The organism is Citrobacter sp. TBCS-14, from assembly GCF_005280805.1.
Taxonomy (GTDB): domain Bacteria; phylum Pseudomonadota; class Gammaproteobacteria; order Enterobacterales; family Enterobacteriaceae; genus Citrobacter; species Citrobacter gillenii.
Genome location: NZ_SZWM01001345.1, coordinates 37,449 through 50,858, shown reverse-complemented (window position 1 = coordinate 50,858; position 13,410 = coordinate 37,449). Strand labels below are relative to the sequence as shown.

Annotated in this window: 15 protein-coding genes and 1 pseudogene; 13 read left to right on the top strand and 3 right to left on the bottom strand. The window is 52.9% G+C overall.

Annotated features, from left to right (window positions below; all coding sequences use genetic code 11):
• Positions 1-46 precede the first annotated feature (46 nt).
• The 13 genes and pseudogenes from FDX22_RS32400 to trpS form a co-directional block, all read left to right on the top strand.
• Positions 47-354 (top strand): annotated as a pseudogene (locus FDX22_RS32400) (DNA utilization protein HofM); the annotation flags it as partial.
• 47 nt (positions 355-401) lie between these two features.
• Positions 402-1,181, top strand: a complete 780-nt coding sequence (locus tag FDX22_RS28025; RefSeq protein ID WP_146718095.1) for a DNA utilization protein HofM — start codon at positions 402-404, stop codon at positions 1,179-1,181.
• A complete protein-coding gene (locus FDX22_RS28020) occupies positions 1,181-1,720 on the top strand; it encodes a PilN domain-containing protein (protein ID WP_146718094.1) in 540 nt (179 codons plus the stop codon). Before FDX22_RS28025 ends, FDX22_RS28020 begins: the two co-directional genes overlap by 1 nt.
• On the top strand, positions 1,704-2,174 hold the full coding sequence (locus FDX22_RS28015; RefSeq protein WP_115257307.1) for a hypothetical protein: 471 nt from the start codon (positions 1,704-1,706) through the stop codon (positions 2,172-2,174). The genes FDX22_RS28020 and FDX22_RS28015 overlap by 17 nt, the downstream gene beginning before the upstream one ends.
• The gene (locus FDX22_RS28010) at positions 2,164-2,568 is read left to right on the top strand and encodes a HofP DNA utilization family protein (RefSeq protein ID WP_146718093.1); all 405 of its coding nucleotides are present in this window, start codon (positions 2,164-2,166) and stop codon (positions 2,566-2,568) included. Before FDX22_RS28015 ends, FDX22_RS28010 begins: the two co-directional genes overlap by 11 nt.
• Complete coding sequence (gene hofQ, locus FDX22_RS28005; RefSeq protein ID WP_146718092.1) at positions 2,480-3,718, top strand: DNA uptake porin HofQ; 1,239 nt, start codon at positions 2,480-2,482, stop codon at positions 3,716-3,718. The genes FDX22_RS28010 and hofQ overlap by 89 nt, the downstream gene beginning before the upstream one ends.
• Before the next feature lie 403 nt (positions 3,719-4,121).
• Complete coding sequence (aroK, locus tag FDX22_RS28000) at positions 4,122-4,643, top strand: shikimate kinase AroK (protein ID WP_003023552.1); 522 nt, start codon at positions 4,122-4,124, stop codon at positions 4,641-4,643.
• A 55-nt stretch (positions 4,644-4,698) separates the two neighbouring features.
• Positions 4,699-5,787 carry a 3-dehydroquinate synthase gene (aroB, locus tag FDX22_RS27995; RefSeq protein WP_115257310.1) on the top strand — a complete coding sequence of 363 codons (1,089 nt, stop codon included), beginning with the start codon at positions 4,699-4,701 and terminating at the stop codon, positions 5,785-5,787.
• A gap of 96 nt (positions 5,788-5,883) precedes the next feature.
• Positions 5,884-7,194 carry a cell division protein DamX gene (gene damX / locus FDX22_RS27990; protein WP_146718091.1) on the top strand — a complete coding sequence of 437 codons (1,311 nt, stop codon included), beginning with the start codon at positions 5,884-5,886 and terminating at the stop codon, positions 7,192-7,194.
• A 117-nt stretch (positions 7,195-7,311) separates the two neighbouring features.
• Positions 7,312-8,148 carry an adenine-specific DNA-methyltransferase gene (gene dam / locus FDX22_RS27985; protein WP_115257312.1) on the top strand — a complete coding sequence of 279 codons (837 nt, stop codon included), beginning with the start codon at positions 7,312-7,314 and terminating at the stop codon, positions 8,146-8,148.
• A gap of 17 nt (positions 8,149-8,165) precedes the next feature.
• Positions 8,166-8,843 (top strand): ribulose-phosphate 3-epimerase, encoded by a 678-nt coding sequence (rpe, locus tag FDX22_RS27980; protein WP_096759286.1) that lies wholly within the window; start codon positions 8,166-8,168, stop codon positions 8,841-8,843.
• Complete coding sequence (gene gph / locus FDX22_RS27975) at positions 8,836-9,594, top strand: phosphoglycolate phosphatase (protein WP_096759287.1); 759 nt, start codon at positions 8,836-8,838, stop codon at positions 9,592-9,594. Before rpe ends, gph begins: the two co-directional genes overlap by 8 nt.
• Positions 9,587-10,591, top strand: a complete 1,005-nt coding sequence (gene trpS / locus FDX22_RS27970; protein WP_096759288.1) for a tryptophan--tRNA ligase — start codon at positions 9,587-9,589, stop codon at positions 10,589-10,591. Before gph ends, trpS begins: the two co-directional genes overlap by 8 nt.
• A 106-nt stretch (positions 10,592-10,697) precedes the next feature.
• On the opposite strand, the gene FDX22_RS27965 is transcribed toward trpS, so the two are convergent.
• From FDX22_RS27965 to nirC, 3 genes are all read right to left on the bottom strand, one after another.
• Complete coding sequence (locus tag FDX22_RS27965; RefSeq protein WP_096759289.1) at positions 10,698-10,865, bottom strand: DUF4223 family protein; 168 nt, start codon at positions 10,863-10,865, stop codon at positions 10,698-10,700.
• 240 nt (positions 10,866-11,105) lie between these two features.
• The gene (gene cysG, locus FDX22_RS27960) at positions 11,106-12,479 is read right to left on the bottom strand and encodes a siroheme synthase CysG (protein WP_096759290.1); all 1,374 of its coding nucleotides are present in this window, start codon (positions 12,477-12,479) and stop codon (positions 11,106-11,108) included.
• A gap of 11 nt (positions 12,480-12,490) precedes the next feature.
• Positions 12,491-13,300, bottom strand: a complete 810-nt coding sequence (gene nirC / locus FDX22_RS27955) for a nitrite transporter NirC (RefSeq protein ID WP_115257313.1) — start codon at positions 13,298-13,300, stop codon at positions 12,491-12,493.
• Positions 13,301-13,410: the final 110 nt, after the last annotated feature.

The window sequence follows — 13,410 nt, the reverse complement described above, 5'->3', positions numbered from 1 at the left end:
ATTGATATACCCGTTAAAGCAACGGGTGATAAGGAGATCATCAGCAATGGCTTTCAATATCTGGCAAATTGGTCTGCATATTCAGCAACATGACGTGCTGGCTGTGGCCGTCGTTCGCGACGCCTCCGGTTGNGTTGGGTCCTACAACGCTGGTGGCGTATGCCGCTGGCACATCAGGTTGTCGTCGATGGGCACATTCGTGAGCCGGAACAGCTTACTGCGGTGCTCCTGCCGTGGAGCCGTGAACTACCGCACAGGCACCATATTCACCTTTCTTTTCCTGCCAACAGGACGTTACAAAAAAAGTTACCCCGTCCAGCAATNACGCGCGGTAGTATAAAGGCAAGCCAGACGCATTGATATACCCGTTAAAGCAACGGGTGATAAGGAGATCATCAGCAATGGCTTTCAATATCTGGCAAATTGGTCTGCATATTCAGCAACATGACGTGCTGGCTGTGGCCGTCGTTCGCGACGCCTCCGGTTGGTTTCTACAGCGCTGGTGGCGGTTGCCGCTGGCGAACCAGACGATTGTCGACGGGCACATTCGCGCACCTGAACAGCTCAGCAAGGTGTTATTGCCGTGGAGTCGTGAACTCCCTCGCAGACACCACATTCATCTGTCCTTTCCCGCCCACAGGACGTTACAAAAAAAGATCCCCCGCCCAGTCATGACGCTGCGTGAGCCAGAACAAACGGCATGGTTGTCTGGGTCGATGGCGCGTGAGCTGGATATGGACCCAGATGCGCTGCAATTCGATTATAGCGAAGACACCTTAAGTCCGGCCTTTAACGTGACCGCCGCGCAAAGCAAAGAGGTGTCGACCCTCCTGACGCTGATGCAAACGCTGAAAGTACAGATAACCGCCATTACGCCGGATGCCAGCGCGTTACAGCGCTTTATACCGTACTTATCGGTGCATCAGCAGTGTCTGGCCTGGCGCGATGACGCGCAGTGGTTGTGGGCGACTCGTTATGCATGGGGGCGTAAACCGGTGGGCGACAGTCACGCTATCGACGATCTTGCTGCAACATTATCGCTTTCCCCGGAAGAGATTGCGTTGTGCGGGCCAGGCCGTTTTGACCCCTTAAGCGTGGTGTCTGTTCGTCAGCCGCCCATTCCGCCTGAAAGTCATATCTTTACTATTGCGCTTGGGCTGGCAATGGGGGGAACAGACTGATGATAGCGACCATCAACCTTCTCCCCTGGCGTCAGTCACAGCGGCGCGCCTGCCTGCGGTTTTGGGCTGTTTTATTTAGCGGATCGCTGCTGTTGATCGTTGGCTGTGCACTGAGCTATTACGCTGTCGTCATCGAAGACAACCGGGCAAAAACGGTGAAGATAGCTGCTGAGAAAATGCGGGGCGAGACGCTTGTGGCCCAAAAACCGCATTTACTCAGCAGCCAGCAACAATGGCAACAGCGACAGCTGCGTAAAACGCAGCGAGATCAGACGCGAAGCTGGCAACCGATGCTCGAAGGACTGGCAAATTTACTGCCCGAACAGGTGTGGCTGACAACCCTGACCTGGCAACATGAAGTGCTGGAACTGAGCGGAATGGCGCAGAACTTTAGCGCCCTCAATACGCTGGAAACGCAATTACGCAAACAGTCCTTTTTTCGCTTAGGCGACCCCGGCGAAACTCAGAAGGATGCGTTGGGACGTTGGCAATTTCACTATCGTCTGACGCGGAGCGTAATGCATGAACGTACTCTGTGATCGTTGGCTGGCCTTGTCGCCGCGTTGTCGAATCGTCTGCTGGGGCGGCTGGAGTGTCACCATGGCGCTGATGGTCATGTTGTGCCTGCTTTATCCGCTACGGCAAGAATGGAACGTACAACGGGAGGAACTGCGGCAGCAACATGCGGCGAACCAGGCGCAATGGCGGAATCTGTACCAACTGGTTACACCGGCTGACCCCACACTTTGGGCTAATGACGAGAATACGATGCCTTTTTCCGCTCTGGATTTTCAGACTCCGCTTTCACGCCTGACTCACTGGCAGCCTTCTGCACAGGGCGGGGAGATGACGCTGAAGCCCGCCTGGGATGCTGTTCCAGCATTGTTTGTCCGGCTGGCGGAACGGGGGATGCAGGTCAACGGTTTTTCTCTTCACCTGGAGAATGCCGAGTTGATGCTAACACTGCAGCTGGAGCGCCTGAATGACGGTTAAGCGTGGACTGTTGGTGGGGATTAGCCTGCTGATACTGACCGGGATGCGCGATCCTTTCCTGCCGCCGGAGGATCGTTGCCATACTACTGAGCTGTCGACGTGGCGTTATCAAGGCGCGGTAAGTCGGGGAGGGCGCCTGATTGGCCTGGTTCAGGATAGTAAAAATACATGGCGGCGGATCGAATTGCATGAGGCGCTGAAGGGGGGATGGACGGTTTCTCATATCTCGGCACAAAGCATAACTATTGAGATGGGTAAAGACTGTGAGCCGTCACGCTGGCAGTGGCAACGACAAGGAGAAGGGCATGAAGCGATGGATAGCCGTGGTGCTGATGATCGTCATCCCCAGCGTGCTGGCGGGAAAAGCGCCAAACGTGACGCTGGTGGTGGATGATGTTCCCGTGGTTCAGGTATTGCAGGCGATGGCTGAGCAGGAAGGAAAAAATCTGGTGATTTCGCCCGATGTCAGCGGCGTGATGTCGTTGCATCTGACGGATGTCCCGTGGAAGCAGGCATTCCAGACGGTGGTGAAAAGCGCCGGACTGGTGTTGCGCCAGGAGGGGAGCATCCTGCATGTGCATTCGGTAGGCTGGCAGAATGAAAATGTGGCACGCCTGGAGATCGAGCAGGCGCGGCGGCAGGCCAGTCTCCCGCTGGAACATCGCAGCATTGTTTTGCAGTACGCTGACGCCACCGATCTGGCAAAAGCGGGTGAGAAACTGCTGAGCGCCAAAGGCAGTATGACGGTAGATAAACGCACGAACCGACTGCTGCTTCGTGATAACAAACCTGCGCTGATGGCGCTGGAAACGTGGGTGGCACAGATGGACTTGCCGGTTGAACAGGTCGAACTGGCGGCACACATTGTGACGATTAACGAAAAAAGCCTACACGAGTTGGGCGTGAAATGGTCGCTCGCCGATGCCACGCAAGCGGGGACTGTGGGCGGCGTCACTACAATGACCAGCGATCTCTCTGTGCCCGCAGCGACGTCGCGTGTGGGGTTTAACATTGGTCGTATCAATGGTCGTCTACTGGAACTGGAGCTGTCTGCACTGGAGCAAAAACAGCAGCTTGATATCATCGCCAGCCCACGATTACTGGCTTCTCACCTGCAACCTGCCAGTATTAAGCAGGGCAGCGAGATCCCTTATCAGGTCTCCAGCGGGGAAAGCGGAGCCACGTCCGTTGAGTTCAAAGAAGCCGTACTGGGAATGGAGGTGACGCCAACCGTGCTGCAAAAAGGGCGAATTAGACTAAAGTTGCATATCAGCCAGAATGTCCCCGGGCAGGTGTTACAGCAGGCGGATGGCGAAGTACTGGCTATCGATAAGCAGGAAATTGAAACGCAGGTCGAGGTAAAAAGCGGAGAGACAATCGCGCTGGGTGGGATTTTTTCGCATAAAAATAAATCTGCGGCGGACAGCGTGCCGTTGTTAGGCGATATCCCCTGGCTTGGATATTTATTTCGCCATGACGGTAAAGAGGATGAGCGGCGCGAGTTAGTGGTTTTTATCACGCCCAGACTGGTCTCGAGCGAATAATTTATGCATGAAAAGCCGTTGTTTTTGCACTGGACATGTTTCAGAAATTTGACGTGCGGGTGTATTTAGCATACAAGGAGTACCGATTTGAGCGTCGGTCGTTTTCTTTACTTGTGCACCGGTAATACGCTTTGCCTTTCTGGTGGTGTGTCATGGGTTGATTTGGCGTCATTTGGCCGTGCGATTCGTTGCCAGGCCTGATGTTTGCAGGGCAATACGCCTGCCACGACCAGAAATGCGAAAGGTTTGGTGATTTATTCAGTTGCCAAACCCGCTTGAGTATTGAGATAATTTTCAGTCTGACTCTCGCAATATCTTATGAGGTTTCAGTTCATGTCCTGCTGCGCTGAGTGTCTGCGAAGCGGGTTTATCATTAACGAATAGTCTTAGTAGTACCGAAAAAATGGCAGAGAAACGCAATATCTTTCTGGTTGGGCCTATGGGTGCCGGAAAAAGCACTATTGGGCGCCAGTTAGCTCAACAACTCAATATGGAATTTTACGATTCTGATCAAGAGATTGAGAAACGAACCGGAGCTGATGTGGGCTGGGTCTTCGATGTAGAAGGTGAAGACGGCTTCCGCGATCGCGAAGAAAAAGTCATCAACGAGTTGACGGAAAAACAGGGTATTGTGCTGGCAACTGGCGGTGGCTCTGTTAAATCACGTGAAACACGTAACCGTCTTTCCGCGCGTGGCGTCGTGGTCTATCTTGAAACGACAATTGAAAAACAACTTGCGCGAACTCAACGCGACAAGAAACGCCCACTGCTGCAGGTAGAATCACCGCCTCGCGAAGTTCTGGAAGCGTTGGCTGACGAACGCAATCCTCTGTATGAAGAGATTGCTGACGTGACCATTCGCACCGATGATCAGAGCGCTAAAGTCGTGGCAAACCAGATTATTCATATGTTGGAAAGCAACTGATTCTGGCTTAATACACTCGTCTGCGGGTACAAGTAACTAAGGTGGATGTCGCGTCATGGAGAGGATTACAGTCACTCTCGGGGAACGTAGTTACCCTATCACCATCGCGGCTGGTTTGTTTAATGAGCCGGCTTCATTCTTACCGCTGAAATCGGGCGATCAGGTTATGTTGGTGACCAACGAAACCCTGGCTCCCCTTTATCTCGATAAGATTCGCGGCGTACTTGAACAGGCGGGTGTTAATGTTGATAGCGTCATCCTTCCCGACGGCGAGCAGTATAAAAGCCTGACGGTGCTGGATACGGTATTCACAGCATTACTGCAAAAACCGCACGGTCGCGATACCACGCTGGTTGCTCTTGGCGGCGGCGTGATTGGCGATCTTACCGGTTTTGCAGCCGCCAGCTATCAGCGCGGCGTACGTTTTATTCAAGTTCCGACAACGCTGTTGTCGCAGGTTGATTCCTCCGTTGGCGGCAAAACCGCCGTAAACCATCCCCTCGGCAAGAACATGATTGGTGCTTTTTACCAACCCGCTTCCGTGGTGGTGGACCTCGACTGTCTGAAAACGCTTCCTGCGCGTGAACTGGCGTCGGGTCTGGCGGAAGTGATCAAATACGGCATCATCCTTGACGGTGAATTTTTCAGCTGGCTGGAAGACAATCTGGACGCATTACTGCATCTGGACGGTCCGGCAATGGCGTACTGTATCCGCCGTTGTTGTGAGCTGAAGGCAGAAGTTGTCGCAGCAGACGAGCGCGAAATGGGCTTACGTGCTTTACTGAATCTGGGACATACGTTTGGCCATGCAATCGAAGCTGAAATGGGTTATGGCAATTGGTTACATGGTGAAGCGGTGGCCGCAGGTATGGTAATGGCTGCTCGTACGTCAGAACGTCTGGGTCAGTTTTGCTCCGCGGACACGCAGCGCATCATTACGCTGCTGAAGCGGGCAGGCTTACCGGTTGATGGACCACGTGAGATGTCCACTCAGGCCTATTTACCGCACATGCTGCGAGATAAAAAAGTGTTGGCGGGGGAGATGCGTTTAGTGCTTCCGTTGGCAATAGGGAAGAGTGAAGTGCGCGGCGGAGTGTCGCACGAGGTGGTTCTTAACGCTATTGCTGATTGCCAGCAGGCGTAACAACAAGAAAGGTCCGGCTTGCGTTGTAAGGCGTAAGTCTTTTAGCTTCAGGTTATGTGCAACGTCGTAAGCATTAACCTTTGAGTGGGGTGTTAAATGGATGAATTCAAACCAGAAGACGAGCTGAAACCCGATCCCAGCGATCGTCGTACTGGTCGTTCTCGTCAATCGTCTGAACGCGATAATGAGCCGCAAATCAATTTTGATGATGTTGATCTGGATACTGACGATCGTCGTCCAGCGCGCGCGCGTAAAGAACGTGACGAAGAGCAAGACATTGAAGAAGACTATGAATCTGATGACGATACCGTGGATGAAGAGCGTGTAGAACGCCGTCCGCGTAAGCGTAAGAAGGCCGCCAGCAAACCTGCCTCTCGTCAATATATGATGATGGGTGTGGGGGTTCTGGTGCTGCTGCTGTTGATAGTCGGCATCGGGTCAGCGTTGAAAGCCCCCTCATCTCCCTCTTCCAGCGATCAGACGGCGTCTGGCGAGAAGAGTATCGATCTTTCTGGCAATAGCGCGACCGATCAGGCGAGTACCACTCAGCCTGCAACGACTGCTGAGCAACCGGCTGGCAATGCGCAGCAGGATGTTTCTCTGCCGCCAATTTCTTCTACGCCAACTCAGGGGCAAGCACCTGTTGCCGCTGAAGGTCAACAGCGTGTTGAAGTTCAGGGCGATCTGAATAATGCCCTGACGCAATCGCAAGGTCAGGAACAGGTGAACAACGTGGTTGTGAACTCCACGCTGCCAACCGAACCTGCTACCGTTGCACCTGTTCGTAATGGTACTACGGCGCGTCCTGCAACAACGGAGCCTGCTGAGCGTCACGCGACTGCGCGTCCGGAACGCAAACAGGCCGTTATTGAGCCGAAGAGCAAACCGCAGACGACCGTGAAAGCAACGCCGACAGAGCCAAAACCTGTTGCCCAGGCGAAGCGCACTGAACCGACTGCGCCAGTGACTGCACCGGTTACTACGACCAAAGCACCTGCGGCAACGACTGCGCCAAAAGCGACAGCTGAGCCTAAAGCAACCGTCAGTACCACCACACCTGCGCAGACTGCTACTCCTGCGCCAACTACGGCAACGCCTGTAGCGGGCGGAGCAAAAACGGCGGGTAATGTTGGGGCGTTAAAATCAGCGCCGTCCAGTCATTACACTCTGCAGCTCAGCAGTTCTTCTAACTACGACAACCTGAACGGTTGGGCGAAGAAAGAGAACCTGAAGAACTACGTGGTGTATCAGACGACGCGTAACGGTCAACCGTGGTATGTTCTGGTGACGGGTGTATATGCATCTAAAGACGATGCTAAACGTGCGGTGTCTACGTTGCCAGCCGACATTCAGGCGAAAAACCCGTGGGCGAAACCGCTGCATCAGGTTCAGGCCGATCTGAAGTAAGATAGGATATGTTCTGCAATGGTTTGATGTTTCGCCCAATTGCGGGACAAAGACTAAAGCGCAGGATGCTGTCGGAGCTTTCTCCACAGCCGGAGAAGGTGTAATTAGTTAGTCAGCATGAAAAAAAATCGCGCTTTTCTGAAGTGGGCAGGGGGAAAATACCCCCTGCTTGATGATATCAAACGGCATTTGCCTCAGGGCGAATGTCTTGTCGAACCCTTCGTGGGTGCAGGGTCGGTGTTCCTCAACACCGACTTTTCTCGTTATATTCTTGCCGATATCAACAGCGACCTCATCAGTCTCTATAACATCGTGAAGTCGCGTACCGATGAGTATGTGCAGGCTTCGCGCGAGCTGTTTGTCCCTGAGACCAATCAGTCTGAGGTGTACTATCAGTTCCGGACAGAATTTAACGCCAGCCAGGATCCATTCCGACGTGCGGTACTGTTCTTATACCTCAACCGTTTTGGTTACAACGGCCTGTGTCGGTACAACCTGCGTGGCGAATTTAACGTGCCGTTTGGCCGTTATAAAAAACCCTACTTCCCGGAAGCAGAGTTGTATCATTTTGCCGAAAAAGCGCAGAATGCAGAGTTTCATTGCCTCTCCTATGAAGAGTGCATGGAGCGTGCTGATATCAACTCTGTGGTTTATTGCGACCCGCCTTATGCGCCGCTGTCGGCGACGGCGAATTTCACCGCGTATCACACCAATAGCTTTAGCCCGAAAGAGCAGGCGCATCTGGCCGAAATGGCAGAAAAGCTGGTCAGTAAGCAGATCCCGGTGTTAATTTCGAACCATGACACGCCCGATACGCGCGAGTGGTACCGAGCGGCGAAGCATTTTCAGGTAAAAGTGCGGCGCAGTATAAGCAGCAACGGCGGCACACGTAAAAAGGTGAATGAACTGCTGGCTCTGTACAAACCAGGAGTCGTAACGCCTGCGAAAAAATAATTCTCAAGGAGAAGCGGATGAAACAGTATTTGATTGCCCCCTCAATTCTGTCGGCTGATTTTGCCCGCCTGGGTGAGGACACCGCGAGCGTTCTGGCCGCCGGTGCCGATGTCGTGCACTTCGACGTCATGGACAACCATTATGTACCTAACCTGACTATCGGGCCGATGGTACTGAAATCGCTACGCAAATATGGGATTACCGCCCCTATTGATGTGCATCTGATGGTGAAGCCGGTTGACCGTATTATCCCGGACTTCGCTGCCGCTGGCGCCAGCATCATTACTTTTCACCCGGAAGCCTCCGAACACGTCGATCGCACCTTACAGCTGATCAAAGAGAATGGCTGTAAAGCGGGCCTGGTGTTCAACCCGGCCACGCCGCTGAGCTACCTGGACTACGTTATGGATAAGCTGGATGTGATCCTGCTGATGTCCGTTAACCCCGGTTTTGGCGGCCAATCTTTCATTCCGCAAACGCTGGAAAAACTGCGTGAAGTCCGCCGTCGTATTGATGAGTCTGGCTATGACATTCGCCTGGAAGTTGATGGCGGCGTGAAGGTGAACAATATCGGCGAAATCGCCGCAGCGGGTGCGGATATGTTTGTCGCAGGTTCCGCGATTTTCGACCAACCTGACTACAAAAAAGTCATTGATGAAATGCGCCATGAACTGGCGAAGGTAAGTCATGGATAAATTTCAGGATATTCGGGGCGTAGCTTTTGACCTCGACGGTACGCTGGTTGATAGCGCGCCGGGATTAGCCGCCGCAGTGGATATGGCGCTGTACGCGCTGGAATTACCCACTGCAGGCGAAGAACGTGTGATTACCTGGATTGGTAATGGCGCAGATGTATTGATGGAGCGTGCACTCACCTGGGCTCGCCTTGAACGCGCTACGCTGCGTAAAACGACGGGCAAACCGCCTATCGATGACGACATTCCTGCCGTTGAGCAGGTGCGTATTTTACGTAAGCTGTTTGACCGCTATTACGGTGATGTTGCCGAAGAAGGGACGTTCTTATTTCCCCACGTTGCCGATACGCTGGGCGCGCTGCATGCGAAAGGCCTGCCGTTAGGTCTGGTGACCAACAAGCCGACACCGTTTGTGGCACCGCTGCTTAACGCACTGGATATCGCCAAGTATTTTAGTGTGGTCATCGGCGGTGACGACGTGAAAAATAAAAAACCGCATCCCGATCCGCTGCTGCTAGTGGCCTCACGTATGGGGATTGCGCCTGAAAAATTGCTCTTTGTGGGTGATTCGCGCAATGATATTCAGGCGGCAAAAGCCGCTGGCTGTCCTTCGGTTGGTCTTACGTATGGGTATAACTACGGTGAAGGGATCGACCTCAGCCAGCCGGATGTAATATATGACAGCATTAATGACCTTCTGCCCGCACTCGGGCTTCCGCATAGCGAAAATCAGGAATTGAAAAATGACTAAGCCCATCGTTTTTAGTGGCGCACAGCCCTCAGGTGAATTGACCATTGGCAACTATATGGGTGCGCTGCGTCAATGGGTAAACATGCAGGATGATTACCACTGCATCTACTGTATCGTGGACCAGCATGCTATCACCGTCCGCCAGGACGCGCAGAAGCTGCGTAATGCTACGCTGAATACGCTGGCGCTGTATCTGGCGTGTGGTATCGATCCTGAGAAAAGCACCATTTTCGTTCAGTCCCACGTGCCGGAACATGCACAGTTAGGCTGGGCGCTGAACTGCTACACCTATTTTGGTGAACTGAGCCGCATGACCCAGTTCAAAGATAAATCTTCCCGTTACGCTGAAAACATCAATGCCGGTCTGTTCGACTACCCGGTACTGATGGCAGCCGATATTCTGCTGTACCAGACCAATCTGGTACCGGTAGGGGAAGATCAGAAACAGCACCTGGAACTGAGCCGTGACGTCGCCCAGCGTTTTAACGCACTGTATGGTGACATCTTCAAAGTGCCTGAGCCGTTTATTCCGAAATCCGGTGCGCGCGTGATGTCCCTGCTGGAGCCGACGAAGAAAATGTCTAAGTCGGATGACAACCGCAACAACGTGATCGGCCTGTTGGAAGATCCGAAATCTGTGGTGAAGAAAATCAAACGCGCCATGACGGATTCCGATGAGCCGCCTGTTGTTCGTTACGATGTGCAGAATAAAGCGGGTGTTGCCAACTTGCTGGATATTCTCTCTGCCGTAACGGGTAAGAGCATCCCGGAACTGGAGCAGCACTTTGAAGGCAAGATGTATGGCCACCTGAAGGGTGAAGTTGCCGATGCCGTTTCCGGTATGTTGACTGAGCTTCAGGAACGTTACCACCGTTTCCGTAACGATGAAGCCTTCCTGCAGCAAGTGATGAAAGATGGTGCAGAAAAAGCCAGTGCGCGCGCAGCAGAAACACTGAAAGCGGTGTATGAAGCAATTGGATTTGTTGCGAAGCCGTAATGTAACGTACGGCTAAAATAAAAGCCGGATTATCTCCCATACTGTTTAATATTATAACGGCATGGGAGATAATCCGGCTTTATATATTTATACGGAATATAAATAATTACAGCGCAGTGTCACCGCAGCCGCCAATGATTTTAGAAATAGAAATGGCTGGGTGCAGAAAATAATCGTAATCACAGGTCTTGTTTTTGTTCTGAACGCTACCGGTGCAGGCAGTCAATGTGGAGAGAGCCAGCAGTACTGCAGCAGCTTTAAGCATGTTTTTCATTTAATAATCCCTATCAATCAATAAAATATCAGTATGCCAATTCCATATGCTTCGAAAAACACGTAGTGAATTAAGCTTGCTATATATAACGTGACCAGGAAGTTATTACTTGTTCTTTTAACTTAATAGTAGATTTAAGAATTTTTAAAAAATAATAATTGATGATGATTAAAGATGAAGGATAATGACTGGAAGGGTAATCAAAAGACGGCGCTATGCAGAAAACATAGCGCCTGAATATTAATGGTTTGAGAACCAGTTCAGCTTATCGCGCAGGCCAACCACGCGACCAACAATGATCAGCGCCGGGCTTTCCACCTGTTGCGCCAGTTCACCGAGTTGCGTCAGTACACCATTGACAACGCGCTGTTTCACGGAGGTCCCGTTTTCGACCAGCGCAACCGGCATGTCTGCTGGCATCCCAAATGCGATCAATTTTTCCTGGATAGTGGCCGCCTGATTCAGCCCCATATAGAACACCAGCGTCTGTTTTTCTGCTGCCAGGTTTTCCCAGTCCAGCTCGCCGCCGGTCTTCAGGTGTCCGGTGACCAGGCGTACGCTCTGGGCGTAATCACGATGCGTCAGCGGAATGCCGGAATAGGCAGAACAGCCGGACGCCGCGGTAATACCGGGAACAACAGAGAACGGGATACCTTCGTGGCACAGGGTTTCCAGCTCTTCGCCACCGCGACCAAAGATGAACGGGTCGCCGCCTTTCAGGCGCACTACGCGTTTGCCCTGTTTCGCCTGGTTCAGCAGGATCTGGTTGATCTCTTCCTGCGGTACGCAGTGATAACCCGCACGCTTGCCGACGAAAATGCGATCGGCATCGCGACGAACAAGGTTCATGATGTCATCGGATACCAGGCGGTCATACACCACGACATCGGCCTGCTGGATCTGTTGTAGCCCTTTCAGCGTCAGCAGTCCGGCATCGCCTGGACCGGCACCAACCAGCACTACTTCGCCACGATGGTCCAGCGGTTCGCTGAGCATCTGCTCGGTCGTTTCTTCTATTGCCTGCCGATCGTCGTTTGCCAGAGACTGCGCCAGCCTGTCGTTAACAAACAGCTTTTCCCAGAAGCGGCGACGTTCACCCATACTGGCGAACTGCTTTTTCACCCGGGAACGCAGCTGTCCTGCATACTGCGCGACCTGGCCCAGATGCTGTGGCAACACGGATTCGAGCCTTTCACGCAGCAGTCGCGCCAGAACAGGAGAGGTACCGCCAGAGGAGACCGCCACCATCAGTGGTGAACGGTCAATAATGGAGGGCATGATGAAACTGGCCGCTTTTGGGGCGTCGACCACGTTACAGAAGATGCGACGTGATTCAGCGGCGTTGCTGACGCGAAGGTTGACGGCATCGTCATCGGTGGCGGCGATCGCCAGCCAGCAGGAGTCGAGCAGGGCTTCGTCAAACGGCCCCTCAACCAGCGTCAGCATGCCTTCATTTGCCCATACGGTGAACTGTGGAATAAACGCTAGCGCATTAACCGTTAAACGGGCGCCTGCTTCCAGCAGTAACCGCGCTTTGCGTTCTGCGACATCACCACCGCCGACGATCAAGCAGTCGCGGTCACGTAGTTGACAAAATATAGGCAAATGATCCACGACATTACCCCTTAATTATTGGCAGCAGCCTCAGTTTGGTTGATTTTTGCCGGAACGGGACGCTCCGATTTTGGCGTAGCATACCAATAACCCAACCCCATGAATACGACACCGGACAAAGTATTACCGAGTGTCACCCACAGCAGGTTATGGCCAATTCCGGACAAGGTATAGGCATCGCTGTGATGACCGAACCAGGAGAGCGCAAATAGCGTCATGTTGGCAACGGAGTGTTCATAGCCAGAAGCGATAAACGCCAGCAGGCACCACCAGATGGCGAGGAACTTCGCCGCACCTTCAGTACGGATCGCCATCCAGATTGCCAGGCAAACCAACCAGTTACACAACGCACCTTTAAAGAAGAGTACGCTGGCAGGGGCTGTAGTTTTCGCCAGGGCAACGCTATGTACGATGCTGGTATCGACCGGCAGCAGGCTACCGCCACCCCAGCTGTACAGCAGGGCGACGAACACGGAACCGAGCAGATTTCCCAGCCAGGTTTGCGGCAGAATGGCCCACATCTGACCGTGGCTGATGGTGCCCGCTTTGACGCCAAGCGTCAGGAACATGGTGTGCCCGGTAAACAACTCTGAACCGGCAATAATCACCAGCGTTAAGGCAATACCAAAGGTTGCACCCATCACCAGAGGGCGTACGGATGGATCAAGCAGATTGCCGAGAGTGAAAATAAGAATGATGCCGAGACCGACATAAGCGCCCGCCATGGCGGAACTGACCCAGAAACCGATTGGGTTGTTGGCCGACAGGCGTGCAATGCGCGCAGCGTTAGCCGCACACTTATTGATAGTGTCTGTAAACATGTGTTTGATTATCCTTGAAGAACAAAAAGTAAAATAAAATCGTAACCGTAGGCCGGATAAGGCAGTTATGCCGCCATCCGGCAATGTGCCTGATGGCGCTACGCTTATCA

What these genes read in the sequence shown, in the direction of transcription:
- FDX22_RS28010 (WP_146718093.1), top strand. Translation starts at nt 2,164, where the DNA reads ATGACGGTTAAGCGTGGACTGTTGGTGGGGATTAGCCTGCTGATACTG.
- trpS (WP_096759288.1), top strand. Translation starts at nt 9,587, where the DNA reads ATGACTAAGCCCATCGTTTTTAGTGGCGCACAGCCCTCAGGTGAATTG.
- gph (WP_096759287.1), top strand. Translation starts at nt 8,836, where the DNA reads ATGGATAAATTTCAGGATATTCGGGGCGTAGCTTTTGACCTCGACGGT.
- FDX22_RS28015 (WP_115257307.1), top strand. Translation starts at nt 1,704, where the DNA reads ATGAACGTACTCTGTGATCGTTGGCTGGCCTTGTCGCCGCGTTGTCGA.
- dam (WP_115257312.1), top strand. Translation starts at nt 7,312, where the DNA reads ATGAAAAAAAATCGCGCTTTTCTGAAGTGGGCAGGGGGAAAATACCCC.
- damX (WP_146718091.1), top strand. Translation starts at nt 5,884, where the DNA reads ATGGATGAATTCAAACCAGAAGACGAGCTGAAACCCGATCCCAGCGAT.
- FDX22_RS27965 (WP_096759289.1), bottom strand. Translation starts at nt 10,865, where the DNA reads ATGAAAAACATGCTTAAAGCTGCTGCAGTACTGCTGGCTCTCTCCACA.
- FDX22_RS28025 (WP_146718095.1), top strand. Translation starts at nt 402, where the DNA reads ATGGCTTTCAATATCTGGCAAATTGGTCTGCATATTCAGCAACATGAC.
- rpe (WP_096759286.1), top strand. Translation starts at nt 8,166, where the DNA reads ATGAAACAGTATTTGATTGCCCCCTCAATTCTGTCGGCTGATTTTGCC.
- FDX22_RS28020 (WP_146718094.1), top strand. Translation starts at nt 1,181, where the DNA reads ATGATAGCGACCATCAACCTTCTCCCCTGGCGTCAGTCACAGCGGCGC.
- aroB (WP_115257310.1), top strand. Translation starts at nt 4,699, where the DNA reads ATGGAGAGGATTACAGTCACTCTCGGGGAACGTAGTTACCCTATCACC.
- aroK (WP_003023552.1), top strand. Translation starts at nt 4,122, where the DNA reads ATGGCAGAGAAACGCAATATCTTTCTGGTTGGGCCTATGGGTGCCGGA.
- hofQ (WP_146718092.1), top strand. Translation starts at nt 2,480, where the DNA reads ATGAAGCGATGGATAGCCGTGGTGCTGATGATCGTCATCCCCAGCGTG.
- nirC (WP_115257313.1), bottom strand. Translation starts at nt 13,300, where the DNA reads ATGTTTACAGACACTATCAATAAGTGTGCGGCTAACGCTGCGCGCATT.